Origin of the sequence: Novosphingobium sp. (assembly GCF_039595395.1) — a bacterium.
In the GTDB taxonomy this organism is placed as follows: Bacteria; Pseudomonadota; Alphaproteobacteria; order Sphingomonadales; family Sphingomonadaceae; genus Novosphingobium.
On sequence record NZ_JBCNLP010000006.1, the window covers coordinates 1,692,222 to 1,712,965 of the forward strand.

General features: G+C 64.2%; 14 protein-coding genes. 6 read left to right on the forward strand and 8 right to left on the reverse strand.

Translation table 11 applies throughout. The annotated features are described in order from the left end of the window. The first annotated feature begins 7 nt into the window (after nucleotides 1–7). A complete protein-coding gene (locus tag ABDW49_RS26995) occupies nucleotides 8–1,426 on the forward strand; it encodes a short-chain fatty acyl-CoA regulator family protein (protein WP_343616869.1) in 1,419 nt (472 codons plus the stop codon). A gap of 38 nt (nucleotides 1,427–1,464) precedes the next feature. Here ABDW49_RS26995 and ABDW49_RS27000 read toward each other — a convergent pair whose 3' ends face one another. Then, the gene (locus ABDW49_RS27000; protein WP_343616870.1) at nucleotides 1,465–2,892 is read right to left on the reverse strand and encodes an amino acid permease; all 1,428 of its coding nucleotides are present in this window, start codon (nucleotides 2,890–2,892) and stop codon (nucleotides 1,465–1,467) included. 458 nt (nucleotides 2,893–3,350) lie between these two features. Between ABDW49_RS27000 and ABDW49_RS27005 the strand changes: the two genes are divergently transcribed. Next, nucleotides 3,351–6,404, forward strand: a complete 3,054-nt coding sequence (locus ABDW49_RS27005) for a TonB-dependent receptor (RefSeq protein WP_343616871.1) — start codon at nucleotides 3,351–3,353, stop codon at nucleotides 6,402–6,404. 112 nt (nucleotides 6,405–6,516) lie between these two features. On the opposite strand, the gene ABDW49_RS27010 is transcribed toward ABDW49_RS27005, so the two are convergent. Together ABDW49_RS27010 and ABDW49_RS27015 are read right to left on the reverse strand one after the other, a co-directional pair. Continuing rightward, the gene (locus ABDW49_RS27010) at nucleotides 6,517–7,479 is read right to left on the reverse strand and encodes a L,D-transpeptidase family protein (RefSeq protein WP_343617409.1); all 963 of its coding nucleotides are present in this window, start codon (nucleotides 7,477–7,479) and stop codon (nucleotides 6,517–6,519) included. Between the two features lie 43 nt (nucleotides 7,480–7,522). Then, a complete protein-coding gene (locus ABDW49_RS27015; protein ID WP_343616873.1) occupies nucleotides 7,523–8,161 on the reverse strand; it encodes a MarC family protein in 639 nt (212 codons plus the stop codon). Nucleotides 8,162–8,470: 309 nt separating this feature from the next. On the opposite strand from ABDW49_RS27015, the gene ABDW49_RS27020 reads away from it, so the two are divergent. Next, complete coding sequence (locus tag ABDW49_RS27020) at nucleotides 8,471–9,757, forward strand: hypothetical protein (protein WP_343616874.1); 1,287 nt, start codon at nucleotides 8,471–8,473, stop codon at nucleotides 9,755–9,757. Nucleotides 9,758–9,870: 113 nt separating this feature from the next. Here the strand turns inward: ABDW49_RS27020 and ABDW49_RS27025 are convergent, their stop codons facing one another. Then, nucleotides 9,871–10,788: a LysR family transcriptional regulator gene (locus ABDW49_RS27025; RefSeq protein WP_343616876.1), complete on the reverse strand. Its 918-nt coding sequence runs from the start codon at nucleotides 10,786–10,788 to the stop codon at nucleotides 9,871–9,873. Nucleotides 10,789–10,911: 123 nt separating this feature from the next. Here ABDW49_RS27025 and ABDW49_RS27030 point away from each other — a divergent pair, with 123 nt between their 5' ends. After that, on the forward strand, nucleotides 10,912–11,913 hold the full coding sequence (locus tag ABDW49_RS27030; RefSeq protein WP_343616878.1) for a zinc-dependent alcohol dehydrogenase family protein: 1,002 nt from the start codon (nucleotides 10,912–10,914) through the stop codon (nucleotides 11,911–11,913). 102 nt (nucleotides 11,914–12,015) lie between these two features. Here ABDW49_RS27030 and ABDW49_RS27035 read toward each other — a convergent pair whose 3' ends face one another. From ABDW49_RS27035 to ABDW49_RS27050, 4 genes are all read right to left on the reverse strand, one after another. Further along, nucleotides 12,016–13,524 carry an alpha/beta hydrolase domain-containing protein gene (locus tag ABDW49_RS27035; protein WP_343616880.1) on the reverse strand — a complete coding sequence of 503 codons (1,509 nt, stop codon included), beginning with the start codon at nucleotides 13,522–13,524 and terminating at the stop codon, nucleotides 12,016–12,018. A 57-nt stretch (nucleotides 13,525–13,581) separates the two neighbouring features. Beyond that, the gene (locus ABDW49_RS27040) at nucleotides 13,582–15,357 is read right to left on the reverse strand and encodes a CocE/NonD family hydrolase (protein ID WP_343616882.1); all 1,776 of its coding nucleotides are present in this window, start codon (nucleotides 15,355–15,357) and stop codon (nucleotides 13,582–13,584) included. After that, entirely contained in the window at nucleotides 15,357–18,044 is a 2,688-nt protein-coding gene (locus tag ABDW49_RS27045; RefSeq protein ID WP_343616884.1) for a TonB-dependent receptor, read from the reverse strand. Before ABDW49_RS27045 ends, ABDW49_RS27040 begins: the two co-directional genes overlap by 1 nt. A gap of 184 nt (nucleotides 18,045–18,228) precedes the next feature. Continuing rightward, nucleotides 18,229–18,750, reverse strand: coding sequence for a MarR family transcriptional regulator (locus ABDW49_RS27050; RefSeq protein ID WP_343616887.1), 522 nt, complete (start codon nucleotides 18,748–18,750; stop codon nucleotides 18,229–18,231). A 154-nt stretch (nucleotides 18,751–18,904) separates the two neighbouring features. Between ABDW49_RS27050 and ABDW49_RS27055 the strand changes: the two genes are divergently transcribed. Together ABDW49_RS27055 and ABDW49_RS27060 are read left to right on the forward strand one after the other, a co-directional pair. Continuing rightward, the gene (locus tag ABDW49_RS27055) at nucleotides 18,905–19,438 is read left to right on the forward strand and encodes a TRAP transporter small permease subunit (RefSeq protein WP_343616889.1); all 534 of its coding nucleotides are present in this window, start codon (nucleotides 18,905–18,907) and stop codon (nucleotides 19,436–19,438) included. Beyond that, entirely contained in the window at nucleotides 19,435–20,742 is a 1,308-nt protein-coding gene (locus ABDW49_RS27060) for a TRAP transporter large permease (protein WP_343616891.1), read from the forward strand. Before ABDW49_RS27055 ends, ABDW49_RS27060 begins: the two co-directional genes overlap by 4 nt. Nucleotides 20,743–20,744: the final 2 nt, after the last annotated feature.

The window sequence follows — 20,744 nt, forward strand, 5'->3', positions numbered from 1 at the left end:
ATCCGCCATGGACACAGCCCCCGCCCAGCGCCGCCTCTATGCCGGCCCCTTCCTCAAGACCCTGCGAAGCGCCCATGGCTTGCGGCAGGCCGAGATGGCGGCGCAGCTTGCCATCAGCCCGCCCTATCTCTCGCAACTGGAAAGCGACAGCCGCCCGCTCACCCCGCGCCTCGCGGCAAGGCTGCGCGCGCTCTATCCGCGCGACTGGGCCGATATGGCCGCCGCCCCTCAGGAGCCGGTGATCGAGAGCCTGCTGGAAGCCACGCGCGACCCCGCGCTGCGCGAGGCCCTGCCGCAAGACCAGATCGAGCGCCTCGTCCAGCAGCATCCCGCCTTTGCCGCGCAATTCGCGCAGCTTTACCGGCTCTATCGCTCCAACGCGCAACGGCTGGAGGCCGTGGACGAGGCTCTGGGCTCCGACATGCTGTCGGGCGGGCGTCTGCCCTGGGAGGAGGTGCGCGACTGGTTCAACCGCGCCGACAATTACAATCACCTGATCGACACCGGCGCCGAGGCGATTGGCCTGAGCCTGTCGGATGGCGCCCCTTCGCCCGATACGGCGCGGCTGTCCGACTGGTTTACCGGGCGCGGCATCAGTCTGCGCTTCGATGCCACCTCGCTGATGCGCAGCTATGATGAGAGCGGCAAGCAACTGGTGCTCAATGCCAATCAGCCGCTGGAGAGCCTGCGTTTCCAGATGGCCTTCCAGATCTGTGCCATCGCCCTGGCGCGGGAGATCCGCGAGACGGTCGAGGCCTCCGGCCTCACCATGCAGACCGCGCGCCATCTGCTGACCGTGGGCCTCACCAATTATGCGGCGGGCGCGCTGTTGATGCCCTATCGCCGCTTTCGCGACGCGGCGCGGCGGTTGCGCCATGACGTCGACCGGCTGCGCCAGATTTTCAGCGTCAGCTTCGAGCAGGCCTGCCACCGGCTCTCAACCCTGCAGCGCCCCCATGCGCGCGGTACGCCAGTGTTCTTCTGCAAGATCGATATGGGCGGCAACATCACCAAGCGCCACGCCGCCAATGGCCTGCAACTGGCGCGTTTTTCGGGTGCCTGCCCCTTGTGGATCGCGCATGAGGCGGTGACGGTCCCCGAACGCATCCATCTGCAATTGGCCGATATGGCCGAGGGCGGGCGCTATGTCTTCCTGGCGCGCGGCCAGCTCAAACCCTCCGACAGTTTTTTCATGCCGCCGCGCCGCCATGCGCTGGTGCTGGGCTGGGAAGCGTCTCTGGCGGGGGACTTTGTCTATGCCGATACGCTGAATATGGCATGCGAGGAAGCCTTCACCAAGATGGGGGTTTCCTGTCGCATCTGCCCGAGGATGGACTGCCATCAGCGGGCCTATCCCCCCAATGAGAAGAAGATCTCCATCGATACGCGGCAGCGCGGAGCCATCCCCTACGATATCTGCGATTGATGATCTGTTGACCCTAGCTTTCACCGGGACGCTACGGCTCAGGGTGAGTCATGGGTCCGGGCCAGGGTCGATGAGCGGTTCGAATAGGTGACATAGATCAAGGCAGCCGCCGCCAGCCACACCGCGAAGATGACAAAGGTATCGCGCGGCAACTGGCTGATCAGGAACAGGCAGATTGCGACGCTGGCAACAGGAAGCACCGGATAGAGCGGCACGCCATAGCCGCGCACCAGATCGGGGCGTGCCCGCCGCAGGATGATAACCCCGGCCGACACCGCGCAGAAGGCCAGCAGCGTCCCCATGCTGGTGGCATTGACCAGCGCATCGAGCGGCACAAGAGCGGCGAGCAGCGCGACAAAGATCGAGACGATCCAGGTGTTCTCGCGCGGGACATGGCGCTTGGCATCGACCTTGTGAAACACTGAAGGCAGCAGGCCATCCTTGCTCATGGCATAAAGGATGCGCGTCTGGCCGAAGATGCACATCAGCGTGACACTCATGATCGAGGCGACCGCTCCGGTCGACAGCACGATGGCGGGCCATTGGGCCCCGGTGACGTTATGCAGGATGACGGCAAGCCCGGCCTCCTGCCCGGCGAATTTGGTCCATGGCTGCGCGCCCACGGCGCTGATCGCGACCAGCATGTAGGTCACGGTCACGATGGCAAGCGCGCCGATGATCGCCAGCGGCAGGGTGCGATGCGGATTTTCCACCTCTTCCCCGGCTGTCGCGATGGTGTCGATCCCCACATAGGAGAAGAAGATCGAGGAGGCCGCGGCCCCGATCCCGGCCATGCCTCTGGGCGCGAAAGGATGCAGATTGGCAGGATCGGCGTGCATCAGTGCGATGCCGACAAACAGCGCCAGCACCATCAGCTTGGCCATCACCAGGATCGAATTGGTCTTCGCGGACTCGCTGGTGCCCTTGAGCAGCAGCACAAGACACAGGCCCACCAGAATGACCGCCGGCAAATTGACGATGCCCCCGGCACCGGGCGGCTGCGCCAGCGCGTCGGGAATGTGCCAGCCGGTGGTCATCAGGAACAGCTCGTTGAGATACTGCCCCCAGCCCACGGCAACCGCCGAAGCCGCGACACCATATTCAAGCACCAGACAGGCGCCGATCAGGAAAGCGGGCAGTTCGCCCAGCGTGGCATAGGCGTAGGAATAGGAGCTTCCCGCCGCCGGCACGACCGAGGCGAGTTCGGCATAGCACAGCGCCGTCAGGGTGGCGGCGACGCCCGCGATCACGAAAGACAGGGTGACCGCAGGCCCCGCTTCGGGCACGGCGGTGGTCAGGGCCACGAAGATGCCGGTGCCGATCGTCGAGCCCACCCCGATCATGATGAGGTGGAACAGGCTGAGCGAGCGGGTCAGGCCCTGTCCGGTGTCCTGCTTTGCCTCGCCCGTGTAGCTGGCGATCGGTTTGCTCCGCACGAGCGAAGCCAGATAGGCGGGTAGTGCCAACGCGATGATCCTTTGAGCCCGCCAACGCAGCGCTGGTTTGGGGGCCGGTGTTCGTTCGCCGGCCCGTAGCGCATGGTTGGCGGAAAGGACAGCCCGCTCGAATCCTCGATGGCGCAAGGTGATGGGCAGCATCGGTTATGATGAGACGGCGCGCCGGGACAGGTCATGCAGCAGCTCGGGCGCAAGACTGAAGATCGTCGATGCCCGACTCGACCGACGCTGAGAATATCGCGGCCACCGTCGGGCCATCTGCACAAAACAGCTGGTTAAATATTGTTTAAACCCGACATCAGGTAACCTATTTAATTCTTAAATATTGAGAGATTTTCACCATTTAAGGCACTGCAACGCTTGACAGGCCCGATCTTACTTACACTAATGTCAGCAGTCGCTGACAAAGCGATCAGAAGCGATTGCCGCCTGGGGCACAACAGGCGGTAAAAAACAGGGACCTGATCATGAGCGAACCCACACAAGGGGCGCATTGCGCCCGCTTCCACCTGTTGCTCGGCGTGGCACTCTGCAGCCTGATGCCAGCCGGCACCGCGCTGGCCCAAACAACCCAGCCCCCCGCCAACCAAACCGCGCCGGACGAGACCTCGGACAAGGCGGACGCCAACACCATCGTCGTGACCGGATCACGCATCGCCACCACGGTGATCACCGCGCAGCCGATCACGCGCGTCACCGGCGACGATATCGCCAAGCGCGGCTTCACCAATCTGGGCATGGCGCTGCTCGACCAGCCCGCCTTCAGCTCGCCGGGCGCCGGTCCTGTGGGCTCCGCGTCAGGGTCGTTCGGCGCGGGCCAGACTTTCGCCAACCTCTATGACCTGGGTTCGCAGCGCACGCTGACGCTGGTCAATGGCAACCGTTTCGTCAGCCCCGCCAGCAGCTCGATCTTCGGGGCGGTCGCGGGTTCTCCGGTCGACCTCTCCCAGATTGCCCCCGCTCTGGTGGACCGGATCGAAGTGGTCTCGGTGGGCGGCGCGCCGATCTATGGTTCGGATGCCATCGCCGGTACGGTCAACGTCATTCTGAAGAAGAACTATCAGGGTTTTTCGGTCAGTGGCTCGCAGGGCATTTCCGGCAAGGGTGACGGACACGACTTCAACGCCTCGCTGCTGGCGGGCAAGAATTTCGCCGATGGGCGCGGCAACATCGCCGTCAGCGTCTTTTACGACCGCCAGGATGGCATGACCTATGCTGACCGCTCCAGCCAGATCGGCGGCACCAAGCCCTTCACCGGCACAGCGCTGCCGGGGAACGGCTACACGCATCAGCTCTTCTATGGCGGGCAGCACTACAACATCTTCACCAACACCGGCATACCGTTGTTTGCCGACGATATTCCGATCTACAAGGGGCAGCCCTATGCCGGGATCACCAATGCGGCGGGGCAGGCGCTCACCTTCAACAATGCCGGGCAGTTGACGCCTTTCATCAATGGGCAATTGACGGGCAGCGGGCTGGTTCAGGCCGGGGGCAGCGGCTTCGCCATCGGCGACTATGACAATTTCCTCAATGACAGCGAACGTCTGCAAGGCACGCTGCTGGCCCATTACGACATCACCGACCATATCCGTTTCAACGGCGAGGTGTGGCTGGGCCGCAATTTTGCCACCAATGTCGCGGCGCAGCCCTATTACAACACGGCCCAGTTCAACAGCGCGGGCCAGCCCAACGGCAACCTGATCCTGAGCACCGCCAACCCCTATCTGAGCGCCGCCGACCGCCAGACCATCATCAACAGTCTGGCCGCCAATGGCTCGCCGACGGACACCTTCTATCTGACGCGCGCCAACACCGATCTTTCCTCCGGTTCCTATCGCACGCGCACCGATCTGCTGCGCTTCGTGGGCGGGCTGACCGGCGATTTCAATGCGGGCGAGCGCAAGTTCGGCTGGGATCTGACGGTCAATTACGGCCGCTCCACCAGCTCGACCGCCTCGCGTGAGCTGGTGAACCAGAATTTCTACAATGCGCTCAATGCCGTCTCCAACGCCAATGGCCAGATCACCTGCGCGCCCGGTTACACCAGCGCCAGCTATCCCACGATCAGCAGCACCTGCGCGCCGCTCAACATCTTCGGCCTCGGCAATGCCAGCCAGGCCGCGATCAATTACATCACCGCCAATGCCTATACCCATCAGGTCAATTCGCAGCTGGATGTGCAGGCCGATGTGAAGGGCGACCTCATCAAGCTGCCCGGCGGCTATCTGAAGGGCGTGGCAGGCTATGAATATCGCCGTGAGAGCGCGTTTTTCGATCCGGGCGCCTTCTTCAGGGGCGAATTGCAGAGCGATGGCAGCTACCTCGAATATGGCGGCTCGGTGCCGATCACCCCGGTCTCCGGCAAATTCCATACCAATGAGTTCTTCGGAGAGCTGAACGCGCCGGTGATCTCTCCGGACAATGAGGTGCCCTTCATCTCGAGCCTGGATCTCAATGCGGCGGTGCGTTACGTGAAGCACAGCCTGACGGGCGGCTTCACCTCCTACACGGGCGGTGGCACCTATGCCCCGGTCAAGGGCTTGACCATTCGCGGCAATTTCACGCGCTCCTTCCGCGCGCCGGCCATCACCGAACTCTTCGCGCCGAACGGCTCGACCTTCGAACTGGCCAATGATCCCTGCGATCAGCGCTTCATCGCGCAGGGCAACAATCCCGCCGCGCGCGCGGCCAATTGCGCCGCGGCCGGCGTCCCCGCGAATTTCACCTCCAGTGTGGTGGATGCCACCGCCAAGGGCACGACAGGCGGCAATCCGAACCTGCAGAATGAAACCGCCAACAGTTGGACGCTGGGCGGCGTGCTGCAGCCGCAGCAGCTTCGCGGCCTGCAAATCAGCGCCGACTATGTCAACATCGACATCCGCAACGAGATCGCCAGTCTGAGCCTGACCGATCTGATGTCGGCCTGTTACGATTCCTCGCTCTCCAGCCCCTTTTGCAGCACCTTCACGCGCAACAGCGCGAGTCAGGTGACCACCTTCGCGGCGGGCAATTTCAACATCGGGCAGGAAACCTTCCGCGCGCTGCAGGGCAATCTGAAATACAATTTGCCGCTCGAAAGGCTGGGCCTCTCAGCCTCGGCGGGCGTGCTGGATCTCAACGTCAATTACCTGCATACCTTCCGGCATTACTACCGTGTCGGCACGGGCGATCTGCAGCAAAAGCTGGCCCTGTCGCAGAACCCGGCCAACACCTTCACCGCCACGGCGAATTACACGCGCAAATCCTTCAACTGGATGGTGCAGGCGATCTATTATGGCTCGTCGAAGGTCAATCCCAACTCGCCCGATTCCGATTATCAATATCCCATCATCCATTCCTATGTGACCTTCAACAGCTCGATCGGCGTGGATGCCACCAAGAACATCAACTTCCGCTTCCTGGTGAACAATGTGTTCAACCGCGGCCTGCCCTTCCCCTACAGCGGGCTGGATTACGCACGCTATTACGACGCCATCATGGGCCGCTATTTCCGTGTGAACGCCACCGTCAAATTCTGACGACAACAAACCTGATCCCCGCAATTGGCGACGATTGCGGGGATCGTTGCGTCATCCGGACCGGCCATGCCCGCCCAACGCCGGGACCATTGGCCCTGATCCTCCCTAGCTCTTATGGTGTCGGATTGACGCTGTCCAAAATCGTCAGCCTGTGGCCGCGACCATCATCACCCACGCTCGACTGCGTGATCAGGATCGTCGAGCCGGTCCGCAATTGCGCCTTGACCGCCTCATAGAACGCGCGCGGCAACTTCAGGCGGTTCACCGTGGCCTCGTCCAGCGCACGCCCGGCATCCTCGTCATGCCCCGGCAGGCCGACATAGATCCAGCGCGGCTTGCCGCCGACCGTGGTCAGGGTCACCACATGCGAACCGGGATCATCATCGTTGATCTGCGCCACGCTGCGCCCGATCTCGATGCCGTTGCGCAGCACCACCACCCGCTGGTCCAGCTTGGAGACGATGATGGTCAGCGGACCGCTGGGGGCAAGCTGGGGCTGCCAGACGAAATCGGCGGACTCCAGCATCTGCTGCCGCAGCGGCTTGCCCGCCAGATCCAGCGGCGCCAGCAGGCTGGAATCGCTGGTGCGCTCATGGTTGATGGCATCGCCCTGCACCACCACGGTCACGCCCAGTTTGGTGATGGCGAAAAGCTCCTGCGAGAAGCCATAGGGCAGATGGACGCAGCCATGGCTCTCGGGATAGCCCGGCAGGCCACCGGCATGCAGCGCCACCCCATCCCAGGTCAGCCGCTGCTGATAGGGCATGGCGGCATTGTTATAGGTGCTCGAACGGTGTTTGGCGTCCTTTTGCAGGATGGTGAAGACGCCGGTCGGCGTCTCATGCCCCTCCTTGCCCGAGGAGATGGTGCTGATCCCGATCCGCACCCCGTTGCGATAGACGGTGGCGCGCTGGCGCGAGAGATCGACATAGATCAGGATAGGCCCGGCAGGCGCAATGCGCGAGGCCCAGACCCATTGCCCCGGCTTGAGCTGATCGGCGGCGCGCGCCAATTCGGGGGCGGAACTGACCTTTTCCCCCTGCGCCATCACCGGGCCGCCCCAGATCACCGCCATCAGCGCGCACCATGCCAGCCTGCTTTTCACCCGCATTCCCCTCTCAACCGGCAACAAGCCGCGGAAACACCGCGCTCACACCCGCCACGATCATACCCACCGAAATCGCCAGCAAAATGAGCCCCATCAAACGGGTGGTGATCACCCGCATCGTCTCGCTCATCAGCCTGCCGATCTGCGCGGAAAAGAACAGCACCACAAAGAGCAGCAGCAGAATGCTGCCGACGATCGCCCAGACCTCCAGCATGTCGCGCGTGGTCTGGGCATGGGCGGCATAGAGGATCAGCGTGGTGATCGTGCCCGGCCCCACCACCATGGGGAAGGTCAGCGGATAGAAGGCCATGGCGGAAAGATCGCCCATATGCCCCCGCTCCTGATCGCTGCCATGGTGCGAGGACATGCCGGTGCCATCCAGCATCGACCAGGCGATATGCGCCAGCACCGCCCCGCCCGCGATGCGGAACTGATCGACGGTGATCCCGAAAAAGGCGATGATCGCGCTGCCCGACAGCATGATGACCACACTCATCACCGCCGCGAAGATCGTGACCTTGAGCGCCAGCGCCCGCTGCTCGGCAGGGGTACGGTTGGCGGTCAGCGCCAGAAAGATCGGCAGGTTGATAAAAGGGTTCATGACCGCGAAAAACGCGCCGAATGCCTTGGCAAGTTCTGCCTGATCCATAATCCTCGCGATACTCCTGAATGCGTAAGGCCGGTGCCGCAAATCCGGCTTTCGCCGGATTTCCAAACAGTCTCTGACAGCCTTGCAACGCAATGCCGCAACAAGGCCATCGTCAAACGCCCCATCACCCTTCCTGTTCTTGATGCCTGTTCTTGAGCGATTGGCAGGCTCTACCCGATCCGAAGCTTTCTGTTTGGCCTGATTTCATTTCAGTCTCCATTCAGCCGCAAAGGCGCCCTGTGCGGTCATGGCGCCATAGGGATAGGGGCCACCTGACCCGCCCGCAAGGGCATGGGATGGAGGATCGAGATGAAACGGATCTTGGCATTGGCCGCGCTCGGCCTTGCCTGCGGCTCGGCTGGCGTGGCATCGCCCGCTCTGGCGCAGGTTTCTTTCAACATCAGCGTCAACTTCATGCCACCGGCGCTGCCGGTCTATGATCAGCCGCCCATTCCGGGGCCCGATTATATCTGGATTCCGGGCACATGGGCCTGGGATGACGATGTTCAGGACTATTACTGGATTCCCGGCACATGGGTGCTGGCGCCAAGGCCCGGACTGCTGTGGACCCCCTCCTGGTGGGGCTGGCAGGATGGGGCCTATCTGTTCCATCCCGGCTATTGGGGGCCGCATGTCGGCTTCTATGGCGGCGTGGCCTATGGCTTTGGCTATACGGGGTCGGGCTATCAGGGGGCCTACTGGAACGGCGGCCATGTGTTCTACAACCGCTCGGTCACCAACATCACCAATGTCCATGTGACCAATGTCTACAACAAGACGGTCATTGTGAACCGGGTGACCAATGTCAGCTACAATGGCGGTCCGGGCGGGGTGCAGGCGCGGCCGTCGATGATCGAGCAGGCGGCCATGCATGAGCAGCATATCGCCCCGACGACGATCCAGCAGCAGCATGTGCAGGCCGCGCGCAGCAACCGGCAGTTCTTCGCGACGAGCAATCACGGAAGCCCGCCGGTCGCGGCGGCGCCCAGACCCGGCCAGTTCGGCGGACCGGGGATCATCCGCACCCGTCAGGCGCAGCCCTATCATCCTGCCCAGCCGCCCGCGCCCGCCGGGGGTCCTCGCCCCGCGGCGCCCGGTGCCCCGGCCCACCCATCGGCGATGTCTGCGCCGCCATCACCCGGCATGGCACACCCGCCGGCGGGCTTTGCCCCGACCGCCGCGCCGGGCATGCCACGCAATCCGCAGTATAGTCCTCAGTATGGCGCGGCGCCCCAGCCCAACGCCGCACCCCATGCTCCAAGGCCCCAGTATCAGGAGGTCCCGCAGAGGCCCATGCCACAGGGCGCGGTGCGCGACGATCTAGCCCCACCAGCGCCTTATCAGCCTCATGCGGCCCCCATGCGTATGGAAAGGCCGGACAGCATGGCTGTCGCCCCGCGTCCCGCGCCGCAGCCCCCGCATGTGCCGACGCCGCCAAGGCCGCCGCAGATGCCTCATGCCCAGATGCCTCATGTCGTGCCGCCTCAGCCTCACCCGATGCCGCATCCCATGCCGCAGCCCCCTCGCCCGGCGCCGCATCCGCAGGGAGGGCATCCCCCCGCTCCCCCGCATCACGAGGAGCATCACGAGCACTGACAACCGCCCATGCCCCCCGACCGGCCGCAATCCGGTCGGGGGTCAAACTTGGTGGCGGCTCGCCGAGCACGCTGAACGCGCCCGGATTCTACCGGGCCGGATCAGCATCAAAGTCAGATCGCCTTGATCCATGGGCTGTCAATCGTGTCGAAGCAGGCGATGGCCCAATCGATAAAGGCGCGCGTCTGAGGGGCCAGATATTGGCGATCGGGGTACATCACCGACAACGGCAGCGGGCAGAACGCCACCTGCGCCAGAATGCGCTGCAAAGCCCCCGAGGCCATCTGACTCTGCACGCTGGCACCGCCGACCAGGATCATGCCATGCCCCTGCACCGCGCATTCGATAAAGGCCTCGGTGTCGTTGACCAGCAAAGCGGGGGTGGGCCGAAAGACGCGCGGCACACCATCCTGCAACCAATGCCAATCCTGCACCTGCCGCCCCCGCCCCGAAAAATAGGTGACGGCGCGGTGAGCGGCCAGATCCTCCATGCCGCGCGGCATGCCATGACGGGCCAGATAGTCCGGTGAGGCGCAAGCGATCATGGTCAGATCAGCAATATGCCGCGCGATCAGGCTGCTCGCCGGCAGCGGCCCCAGACGCAGAACAACATCCACGCCCTCCGCCAGCAGATCGACCTGATGGTCGCTGACGCCCAGGATCAGCTCGATGTCTGGATAGGCGGCGCGGAAACCGGTCAGATGCGGGATCAACAGCGAACGCCCGACGGCAACCGGCATATCGATCCGCAACCGCCCCTTGGGCCGCTCGCTCGCCCCGCCGAAGAGATTGCGGATATCGGCCTCTTGAGCGATCAGCCCCGCGACACGCTGGTAGAACAGCTCGCCTTCGCCGGTCAGGCTCAGGCGGCGCGTGGTCCGGTGCAGCAGGCGGGCCCCGAGCTGCGCCTCCAGCTCATTGATCGCCTTGGTCACATTGGGACGCGCCATCGCCAGAGCGCCGCCCGCACGCGCAAAGCTGCCCTGATCGACCACCGCGACAAAGATACGCGCAAGACGGAGGAAATCCATAAACAGCCCCTATTGCTACCCATAGCCATAACAATATGCTGCCGTATTGCTATCTTCTGAACCACGATGCCCCTGCGTACATCTCCCGCACAGCCCGCATCGCAGCGGGAAAAGGAGCATCGCATGAACCGCCCCACACCCCGTATCGTCCGCATCCACGCCTATGGCGAAGCCGAAGTCCTGCAGATCGAGGATATCGCCGTGCCCCCTCCCGGCCCCGGCGAGGTGCAGATCGCCGTGCGCGCCATCGGCCTCAACCGGGCCGAGGTGATGTTTCGCCGCAACGCCTATTTGCAGCAGGCGCAGTTCCCCAGTCGCCTTGGCTATGAGGCCGCCGGAACCGTCGCGGCTCTGGGCGAGGGCGTGTCGGGCCTGACCCTCGGCGATGCGGTCAGCGTGATCCCGACGCAGGACATTGCCCGCTGGGGCACCTATGGCGAGGTGATCAATGTGCCCGCACGCCATGTGGTCAGCCATCCGGCCAACCTCTCCTTCGAGGAGGCCGCTGCCGTCTGGATGCAATATGTCACGGCCTGGGGCGCCCTGGTCGAGCAGGCCAGGCTGGGCGCGGGGGATCATGTGATCGTCACCGCCGCATCGAGCAGCGTCGGCATCGCCGCTTTTCAGGTGGCGCGCATGGTCGGGGCGACGGTGATCGCGACCACCCGCACCTCGGCCAAGGCGCAGGCCTTGCTGGACGCCGGCGCGCACCATGTCATCGCCACCGAAGAGGAGGATCTGGCCGCCCGCGTGCTGGAGATCACAGGCGGCCATGGGGCCCGCGTGGTGTTCGATCCGGTCGGCGGGCCATCCTTCGAACCGCTGACGCAGGCCATGGCGCGGGGCGGCATTCTGCTGGAATATGGTGCGCTCAGCAGCGAGCCCACGCCTTTTCCGCTCTTCACCGTGCTGGGCAAGAGCCTGACACTGAAAGGCTATCTCTACACCGAGGTGGTGGGCGATGACGCCGTTCTCGAGCGTGCCAAAGCGTTCATCGGTGAAGGTCTTGCGACAGGGCAATTGAAGCCCCTGATCGCTCGGACCTTCCCCTTCGACCAGATCCGCGAAGCCACACGTTTTCTGGAATCCAACGCGCAGGTCGGCAAGGTCGTTGTCACGGTCTGAGCTTTCGGAACCGGGGTGGGAGCGCATGGGGCCATCCGCCTGACACCCGTGCTGGCCCACGCAGCGAAAGGGGGGATGACGAAGCCATCCCCCCCCACCCGGTCACGGTGCGCTTCTACCGAAAGCCTGATCGGCATAGCCGCGCGCTCGTGCGCCCTCTTCCTGCGCATCGGGGGCTAGCAACCAGCCCTGCGCCTGCAATTGCGCCAGCCGCGCATCGAATTTGGCGAGATACTCCCCCTTGCCGCCGGGATAGGTTTTGGCCAGCAGCGCCGGATCGACCGGCAGGCGCTTCAAATTGCGGATCGGCACCACCCCGCCGCAGGCCGAGGCGGGCGCTTCGGCATAGGTCACCAGCGGTACATCGAGTTGCGCCACCCGCACCCCGCCAAGCGGATTGCCGAAAGCGTCGCGCACATAATCCTTGCCGTCCGGCTTGACCTGCATGCGGCTGGTGTGCGGCGGCGCCTTGCCGGTGCTGACCCATTGGTCGATGTTGGCCATCGCCGCCTGCGCCACATCGCGCATCGGCACATCGGTGTCCTCCACGGTGCAGACCGGCGCCTCCTTGGCGGCAGGGTGATGACGGGCGATCAATTGCTCCGTGGCGGGCTTGAACTGGGCATGCGTGCCCTGATCCAGATGGCTAACCCCGCCCAGCTCATAGATGCGATGGCCGCCTTTTACCGCATCGCTCTCGGGCGCCTGGGGGAAGACATTGGTGATCGCCTCCATCGATGAAGTGAGTTCGATGACCGGCACATCGATCTGGCGCAGCATGTCATGGCGATGATCGACATGCGGCCCGGTGGAGTTGAGCGGCACATGCCCCGCCTCGACCGATCCCGCCGAAATGCCGATCAGATAGCCGTCGATCACCGGCGAGCCATCCTTGCGGCGATAGCGGTCATGGAAGCCGAAGTTGATCCAGCTGCGGATCGTGCTGCCAAGGAAAGACCAGCCCGAGACATAGACGCGCCTCACCTTCAGCCCCGCCAGCGGCCCGGTGCTGCCGGGATCGCGCAGCAGGCGGGCGGTCTGGCCGATGATGTCCCAGCGGATGCCGTCATCCTCGGGGACGTTAAAGGCCTTGTAGCGGACGGGATCGTACCAGCGCGGCAGATAGGGCGCCGAGACCGGAAATTCGGGCGATCCCAGCTTGCGGCTTGGCGCGTCGCCGCCGTTGATGACCACCGCATAGGCAGAGCCCGTGCGCAGCACCAGCGTGTCGATCCTTCCCCATTGCGTGCCGGCCAGGCTGGGGTGCTGGAAGGCGAATTGCACGATGCCGTTGAATTTTTTGGGATCGCGCGGGCGCACGATCACCACGCGGGTGGTGTAGGGCACGCCGCTCTTGGCCACGCTGATCGGGCCGCCTTGGGGGCCCTCGGCATAGATGTTGCCAGTGCCGGAGAGGAGATACTCCTCCTGCACATAATCGGCCTTTTTCAGCGCCTCATCATCCGCCGAGCCGGGCAGCGCGATCGGAGCGAAGATATGCGAGTTCGCCGTTTCGGGAAGCTTCTGCCCCCAGTGAGCGCCTTCAGCATGGGCGGGAAGCGCGCAGGCCAGCGACAGGCCTGCCAGCAGGGTACGGGTGAAGATGGTCATCGTCATCATCTCACAGAAAGCGGGCCGGGAAGCGTGGTGCCCCCGGCCCGGAAAGGATCAATGCGCCACCACCGGCAGGCTGACGGTGGAAGGATGCGCGCTATCGCTGATCAGCATGATCGTCTTGGGCTGCGCCTCCGGATCGCGCGCACGTTCACGGTGGTCCGATCCGGTGAAGGTGAACTGCACCTTGTGGCCCGGCAGAAACACATAGGACGTGGGCATGATGTCGAACTGCAGGCGCGTCGGCTCGTTCGGCGTCAGAGGTTGCGCGTCCTCGGTATAAGCGCGGTGCCAGGGCAGGCCGGGCAGCGCCCAGGGGGCCTTGTCCAGCTTGCGCAGGGAGGCCTTCAACCGCCCCTCGGTCACGACGCGGACATGGCCATCGGGCGCCACATCTTCCAGCAGCAGGAACAGGTTGGCGTCTTTGGTGTCGGCGGCGATCCAGACATCGGCCAGCGCATGGCCGGTGATTTCCAGCGGCGCGGTCAGGGGTTTGCCCGCGATGGAAAGCCCCTTGCCCGGCAAATGGCACGGCTGCACCGTCGAGCCCGAGCCACCCTCGGGGCAGGTCACGGTGTAATCGACCGGGAAGGCCTGATGCAGCGGTTTTGCAGGCGCCGTGCCCGCCAGCAGCCCGGCGGGGGTGATGACATAGGGCGTTTCCTTGCTCTGCGGCAGGGGCCAGTCCTTCGCCTCGCGCCATTCGCCCTTGTGATCGGCGCCCGCGTTCACCACGAAATAATGGATCGGCGCCTGAGCCTCCAGACCCGTGTCGATGCCCTTCAGATAGCGGTCGAAGAAGCGATGGATTTCCTCGACCAGCGCAAAGCCGTCATTCTGGCAATGCAGCCAGTCACCGATCAGGATACGCGTGCCGGGGATGTTCATGCGGGCGATCAGACCCTGATCGCGCAGCTCATCGCGCCAGCCGCCCATGATGTAGAGCGGCGTGCCCGAACGCCTCACCTGCTGCGCATAGGAGGACACGCTGCCTTCCTGCCAGAAGGTGGACTGCACCGAAGGCGCCCAACTGTCGCGATAGGGCATGGACTTCCACAGCTCGAACAGCGGCGTGGCGCGTTGATGCTCCAGCGCGGCGGCATGCAGCAGGACCTTGTCCTTGTCCTCATCGACCGGGGCGATGGCCATATCCTGCGCCACCGTGCGCGTGGGCCCCGTGCCCCATTGGGCGAAGATGCCGCCCCGGCGCATGGCGTCATACTTGTTCCAGGAGAAGCACCCGGCAAACACCGCCTTCAAATGCGGATTGTCCCCCGTCAACGCATGCATCGCGGCGTCCCCCGTGTTGGAGCAGCCATATTGGCCCACGATGCCGTTGGACCACTCCTGCGTGCCCAGCCAGTCGATCATCTCATAGGCGTCGGCGTCCTCGTTGCGCTCATGATAGCCGCGCATCGTGCCGAAGGACTGGCCATTGCCGCGCCGCGCCACCTGCACCACCACATAGCCATAATCGGTGAGCGAAGGGATCGAGCGGAACCCCGCCGCGCGCGGGCCGGTGCCATCGGCAGCCTCCTGCGTGGCGGACAGCGTATGGTGCCAGATCACCGGAAATTTGCCCGGCGCCGCCTGTCCATTGACTGCCGGGCGCGCCACCGTCACCCCCAGCCGCGTGCCATCGCGCAGACGGACATAGAAGGTGGAGTGCACCTGCTCGGTAAACTGCTTGGGGGGCTGATAATGGCCGAAGCTGGCGGGCGCTGCCGCCGCCTGCAAGGCGGGAGCGGCGGGCTGGGCCAAAGCCTCCCCCGCGCCCATCACAGCAACCAGAGCGGCAAGGCTGGCACAGAGCTTGAGAGGCACGCGCATCAGAACTTCTTCCTTGCGGACACAGCGATCAGGCGGCCTACCGGATCCGTCGCCGTGGCATCATAGCCGCCGCCGCCGTTCGAGCTAGGCGCGATGTTGACATAGGGCGGATTGGCATCGAACAGATTGCGCACCTCCAGCCCCAGCGTAAAGGGCTTGTCCCTGTCACCCACGCGGAAGCTCAGGTTGAGGTCGATCGGCGTATAGCTGGCCACCTTCTGCACGGGGTTGGCCGCCGTGTTGGCATAGCCGCCCAGATGATTGGCCCGCACCATCGCCGAAAAGCGCCCGATATCCCAGTTGACGCTGAGCCGCGCCTTGAATTTCAGCGGCTGATAGATCTGGTTGAGCAGGCTGAGGAAGGGCGCGCTCGGCGTCTGCTGGGAGAGATATTGCGTGAGATAGGTGCCGGCCAGATTGAAGGTGAAGGTGCCAGCCTTGTCTGTGGGGAGCAGATAATTGGCGGAAAAGTCGAAACCGCGCGTGATCGAACGGCCCAGATTCTGGCTGCGCCCATCGATGAAGGTGGTGACATTGGCCGCGCTGCCCCCCGGCAGAGCGCCTGACACCGCCATGCCCCCGGCGATGTAATTGGCCACGATCTGCGAGGCTTGCGCGCCCTGCACGATCAACCCGGTGCCATTGTACTGCGCCGCGCGCGTCAGCACCGAAAGGTCTGACAGCAGCGCGATCACCTGGTTCTTGTAATCCACATTCCAGTAGGTGAGCGACAGGCGCAGATTGCGCACCGGATTGTAATCTGCGCCCACCGACCAGGTGCTGGCCGTCTCCGGCTTCAGCCCCTGATTGCCGCCCGAGAGTGCCACACCAGTGATCGGCGCGCCGCCCGTGGGGTTCTGATAGCTCTGCACGTAAAGCTGGCTGGTGTTGCCATAGATCTGCGGCAGGGTCGGCGCGCGGAAGCTGGTGCCATAGCTGCCACGCACCGTCATGCGCTCGATGGGCGACCAGTTGACGCCGAATTTGGGATTGGTGGTGGCGCCCACATCGGAATATTTGTCGTAACGCACCGCGCCGTCCAGTTCCAGCTTGCGCAGGCCGGGGATGGCATTGGCCGCGCCGAAGACCGGCACCACCAGTTCGGCATAGGCGGAATCGACGCGGCGGCCCGGATTGGTCCAGCGATAGGCGGTGCCCGGCACGCCGTTCTGCGTGCCCAGCGACATGTCGAACTGCTGCCCCTCATAGCCCAGCGCCAGCTTCACATCGCCCGCCGCCAGATGCAGCAGCGAGCCGTTGAGCCGCGCCTCATAACCGGTGAAGCGGCCGATGGTGGGGTTGATCGAGACCTGATTGAAAATCCCGGCCAGCGTCGCGGCGGAGGTGCGCCCCAGCCCATAGGGATCGAAGGCGGTGGCGGCATTGCCGCTGGCCAGCGCTGCGGTCAGCGCGGTGTTGTTCAGCCCCGCTGTGGAGCTTGAGATGTCATAGGTGCGTCCTTTGTCGAACAGCGCCTCGAACTGCCAGCCATGGGGCAGTTTCACCTTGATGCCCGGCGAGATCTGCCAGCTTTCCGAATGGCCCCAGCTCATGTTGCGCTGGCTATCATTCATGAAGTTATAGTCGATGGTGTAGCTGCTGCCGGTAAAGCCCGCCGGACGCACGAAAAAGGCGTTGGTCGAGGGCACGGTGATCGTGGCATTGGCGAAAGCGGGCAGGCGCTGGAAGGCGCGATAGGAGTAGAAGCCGTCAGCGGTGAAGCTCAGCCAGTCGTTGATGGCGTAATCGAAGGTGCCGTTCATGCTGTCATAGCGCTGGCGCGGGATCAGATCCTGCCCCTGCAGATCGTTGCAAGAGTTCGACGTGCCCGCGACCAGACTTCCGGCATTGGCCTGAGTCAGTTGCCCCGGCATGGCATAGGAAACGCCGCCTGCTTTCAGCGTACCGGGCGCGCATTTCGTCACCGAATAATTGTTACCGCCCGAACTGAGCTGGTTCGAACGGAAGAAGCTGCGGTCATTTCCGTTGAGATTGCTCTTTTCGACATGCTCATAGGCCAGGGTGAACTGGCCATGGTTGAACTTGTGGCCGAAAGCGGCGCCCAGCGTCTTTTCGCTGTAGACGCCATCATCGGAAATACCGCCGCGCGCCACCATCTCCAGACCGTTGAAATTGCGGCGCGGGATGAGGTTGACCACGCCCGCCACCGCATCCGACCCATAGATGGCCGAGGCGCCGTCGGCCACCACTTCCACCCGCTCCACACCCAAAGTCGGCAGGATCGAGGGGTCGATCGAGCGACCATTGTTGGTCACCCGATGGCCATCGACGATGATCAGCGTGGCATTGGGGCCGATGCCGCGCAGATTGATCGAATTGCCATAAACAATGTTGCCCGCGCCGCCCGTCTGGCCGCGCGATCCTTCCGAAACGCCCAGATTGAACACTTGCGGCAGATCCTGAATGGCCTGCTGCAAGGTCACGCGGCCGGCCTGGGCGATATCGGCATTGCTCATCGCCACCACCGGCGAACCGATCGGAGCAACCCCGCGCACCCGGCTGCCGGTCACGATGATGTCGGCGTCAGCGTGAGTCTCCGGGGCTGCCGGAGTTGCCGCGGCACCCGGAGTCGCGCCCTGATCCTGGGCATGGGCCACAGGCGCGATCAGGGTCAGCGCCAGAGCGGAACTCATCAGGGCTGCGGCCCGAAACGCGGTTATGTTCATGATTATCCTCCCGCTTGCAATGCATGCACGCGCAGATGGACAGCACGAGGGTAGCGGGGGCCTTGAGCACCCCCTTATGAACATCCTCTCCCGACGGCCGCTTTCAGCCTATCGGCACTGTACTCTGCTTCTGCCGGGGAAGATGCTGATAATGGTGGAATGAGTCAACCTTATTTTTTATCACCTATTTTGCTGACTCCCCACCATCCTCCGCCACACAGACCGCATACATGCGATCGAGCAACTCGCTGAGCAGCAGCAATTCCGCCGGAGAAAGCTGATGCAAAACGGCATTTTCCGTCTCACTGACCAGCGCGAACATCTCTTCCAACTGCGCCTCGCCCTCCGCCGTGACGAACAGCGCATGGCGCCGCCGGTCGGTGGGGGAACGCTTGCGCTCGGCCCAGCCGCGCCGCTCCATCTCATCGACCAGCGTGACCGTGACCGACTTGTCCATGGCGATTTCCCGCGACAATTCGGCCTGCGACAGGCCCGGATTCGCCGAAATCAAAGCCAGCGATGAAAACAGGCCCGAGCGCAGCCCACGCTCCGCCGTCACCGCCGCGAAATCGCGCGAGAGCTGATTCTGCACGCGGCGCAGACGGAAGCCGACAAAATCGCCCAAGCGCCCCAGCTTTACGCCCGTGGCGCTCTCCACAGCACGGGTTTGCACCGGCCTGCCGCTGCCGGCCACCTTACTGGCCATGGACATGCTCCGGCTGCAAATTGGTTGACATCATCAATTATCTTCCTAATCTACCATCTACTGGATAGGGGTATTAGACGCCTTGGCGGTCAGACTGTCAACGCCGCCCGCCAGCACAATGCGCCACAGAGCGCCAGAAGGGAAAGAGGACATCATGCCCCCAAGCGAGGCCGGCCCTATCGCGCCCGACAGCCCTGCTCCATCACGCCCTGTCTCATGGGGGAGCCGCACGGCAATGCTGGCCGCCTATACGCCCGGCGCATTGGGGCTGGTTCTGGCGGCAGGCTCGGACGCGATTGCCGTGGCGGGGCGCCATATCGGCCTGCATCTGCTCGGCTCGATCGAGATCACCGAGGCGGCCATCGTGCTGCTCTCCACCTCTGCGATGCTGGTGGCCACCCTGGATTTCCATCATGCCAGCGTGCATATGCTGACGGCGCGCCTTTCGCCGGTCAACGCCGGGCGCCTGGCGCGAGTCGCGGCTTTGTTTGGCGCGCTGCTGTTTATCCTGCTGGCTCTGGGCACGGCGCGCCTCAACGCCGAACTCTGGAACGGCTTCGAGCAGACCGAATTGCTGCATATCCCGCTGCGCTGGCTGCGCGCCCTGTGGCTGCTGACCACCATCGCCATTGCCGCCCTGTTCCTGCGCCGCGCCATCGCCCCGGTTTCTGGGGGGGCCGACGCATGATCCCCCCCGAACTGATCGGCGCCTGCGGCGTCGCGCTTCTGCTTGTTCTGCTGGCAGCAGGCGTGCCCATCGGCGTCGGGCTGGCGCTGGTCGGGCTGGGCGGCATGGCCGTGCTGATCTCGCCAGAAGCAGCGCTGACCAAGGGCGCCGTCACCTCCTTCGACATGATGTCCAAATATGAACTGGGCGTGCTGCCGCTGTTCCTGCTGATGGCGCATATCTGCTTTGCCGCCGGGGCCAGCCGCGATTTCTTCGAGGTCGCCGCCAAATTCGTCGGCCATCGGCGCGGCGGGCTGGCGCTGGCCTCCATCGCGGGCTGCGCCGGGTTTGGCGCGATCAGCGGGTCGTCGCTGGCCACCGTTGCCACGATCAGCTCGGTCGCTTTGCCCGAAATGCGCAAGGCCGGTTACAAGCCCGGTTTCGCGGCGGGCGCTCTGGCCGCAGGCGGCACTTTGGGTTCGCTGGTGCCGCCCTCGGGCGCGCTGATCGTCTTTGGCATCATTGCCGAGCAATCCATCGGCAAGCTGTTTGCCGCCTCGCTGATCCCGGTGGCAACCCAGGCCATCAGCTATCTGGCCACCATCATCATCCTTTGCGCCCTGAAGCCCGAACTGGCGCCAGCCATCGCCCGCGCGCCATGGAGCGAGCGCCTGCGCGCCCTCACCAAGATCGCGGACATCGCGCTGCTGATCCTCTTCGTGCTGGGCGGGCTGATGATCGGCTGGTTCACGCCGACCGAGGCGGCCTCGGTCGGCGTGGTGGCCGCTCTGGTGATCCTGACGCTGCGCGGGGCATTTTCGCTGGGCGCACTGGGCAACGCCGCAAAATCCACCCTGCGCACGGCGGGCATGATCTATCTGGTGATCATCGGCGCCATGCTGTTTGCCACCTTCGTCTCGATCAGCGGCATCACCGAGGCGATGTCGAACGCCGTCATCGGCCTGCATGCCAGCCCTGTGCTGGCCATCGTCGCCATGGCCGCCGTGCTGCTGCTGCTGGGCAGCTTCCTGGATGGCGTGGCGCTGATGCTGCTGACCACGCCGATCTTCCTGCCGATTGCCCATACGCTGGGCTACAGCCCGATTTGGTTCGGCATCTTTCTGGTGCGCACCATGGAGCTGGGCTTTGTCCACCCGCCGCTTGGACTCAACATCTATGTGCTGCAGGGGGTGGCCAAGGATCTGTCGCTGGGCACGATCTTTCGCGGGGTGATCCCCTTCCTTGTCGCCGATTTCCTGCATCTGGCCTGCCTGATCGCGCTTCCCCAGATGGCGCTGTGGCTGCCCTCGGTCGTGGGAGCCTGACC

Excerpts from the sequence above, each read along its gene's own strand:
- ABDW49_RS26995 (WP_343616869.1), top strand. The coding sequence starts at position 8 with ATGGACACAGCCCCCGCCCAGCGCCGCCTCTATGCCGGCCCCTTCCTC.
- ABDW49_RS27005 (WP_343616871.1), top strand. The coding sequence starts at position 3,351 with ATGAGCGAACCCACACAAGGGGCGCATTGCGCCCGCTTCCACCTGTTG.
- ABDW49_RS27010 (WP_343617409.1), bottom strand. The coding sequence starts at position 7,479 with ATGGCGGTGATCTGGGGCGGCCCGGTGATGGCGCAGGGGGAAAAGGTC.
- ABDW49_RS27015 (WP_343616873.1), bottom strand. The coding sequence starts at position 8,161 with ATGGATCAGGCAGAACTTGCCAAGGCATTCGGCGCGTTTTTCGCGGTC.
- ABDW49_RS27020 (WP_343616874.1), top strand. The coding sequence starts at position 8,471 with ATGAAACGGATCTTGGCATTGGCCGCGCTCGGCCTTGCCTGCGGCTCG.
- ABDW49_RS27025 (WP_343616876.1), bottom strand. The coding sequence starts at position 10,788 with ATGGATTTCCTCCGTCTTGCGCGTATCTTTGTCGCGGTGGTCGATCAG.
- ABDW49_RS27030 (WP_343616878.1), top strand. The coding sequence starts at position 10,912 with ATGAACCGCCCCACACCCCGTATCGTCCGCATCCACGCCTATGGCGAA.
- ABDW49_RS27035 (WP_343616880.1), bottom strand. The coding sequence starts at position 13,524 with ATGACCATCTTCACCCGTACCCTGCTGGCAGGCCTGTCGCTGGCCTGC.
- ABDW49_RS27040 (WP_343616882.1), bottom strand. The coding sequence starts at position 15,357 with ATGCGCGTGCCTCTCAAGCTCTGTGCCAGCCTTGCCGCTCTGGTTGCT.
- ABDW49_RS27045 (WP_343616884.1), bottom strand. The coding sequence starts at position 18,044 with ATGAACATAACCGCGTTTCGGGCCGCAGCCCTGATGAGTTCCGCTCTG.
- ABDW49_RS27050 (WP_343616887.1), bottom strand. The coding sequence starts at position 18,750 with ATGGCCAGTAAGGTGGCCGGCAGCGGCAGGCCGGTGCAAACCCGTGCT.
- ABDW49_RS27055 (WP_343616889.1), top strand. The coding sequence starts at position 18,905 with ATGCCCCCAAGCGAGGCCGGCCCTATCGCGCCCGACAGCCCTGCTCCA.
- ABDW49_RS27060 (WP_343616891.1), top strand. The coding sequence starts at position 19,435 with ATGATCCCCCCCGAACTGATCGGCGCCTGCGGCGTCGCGCTTCTGCTT.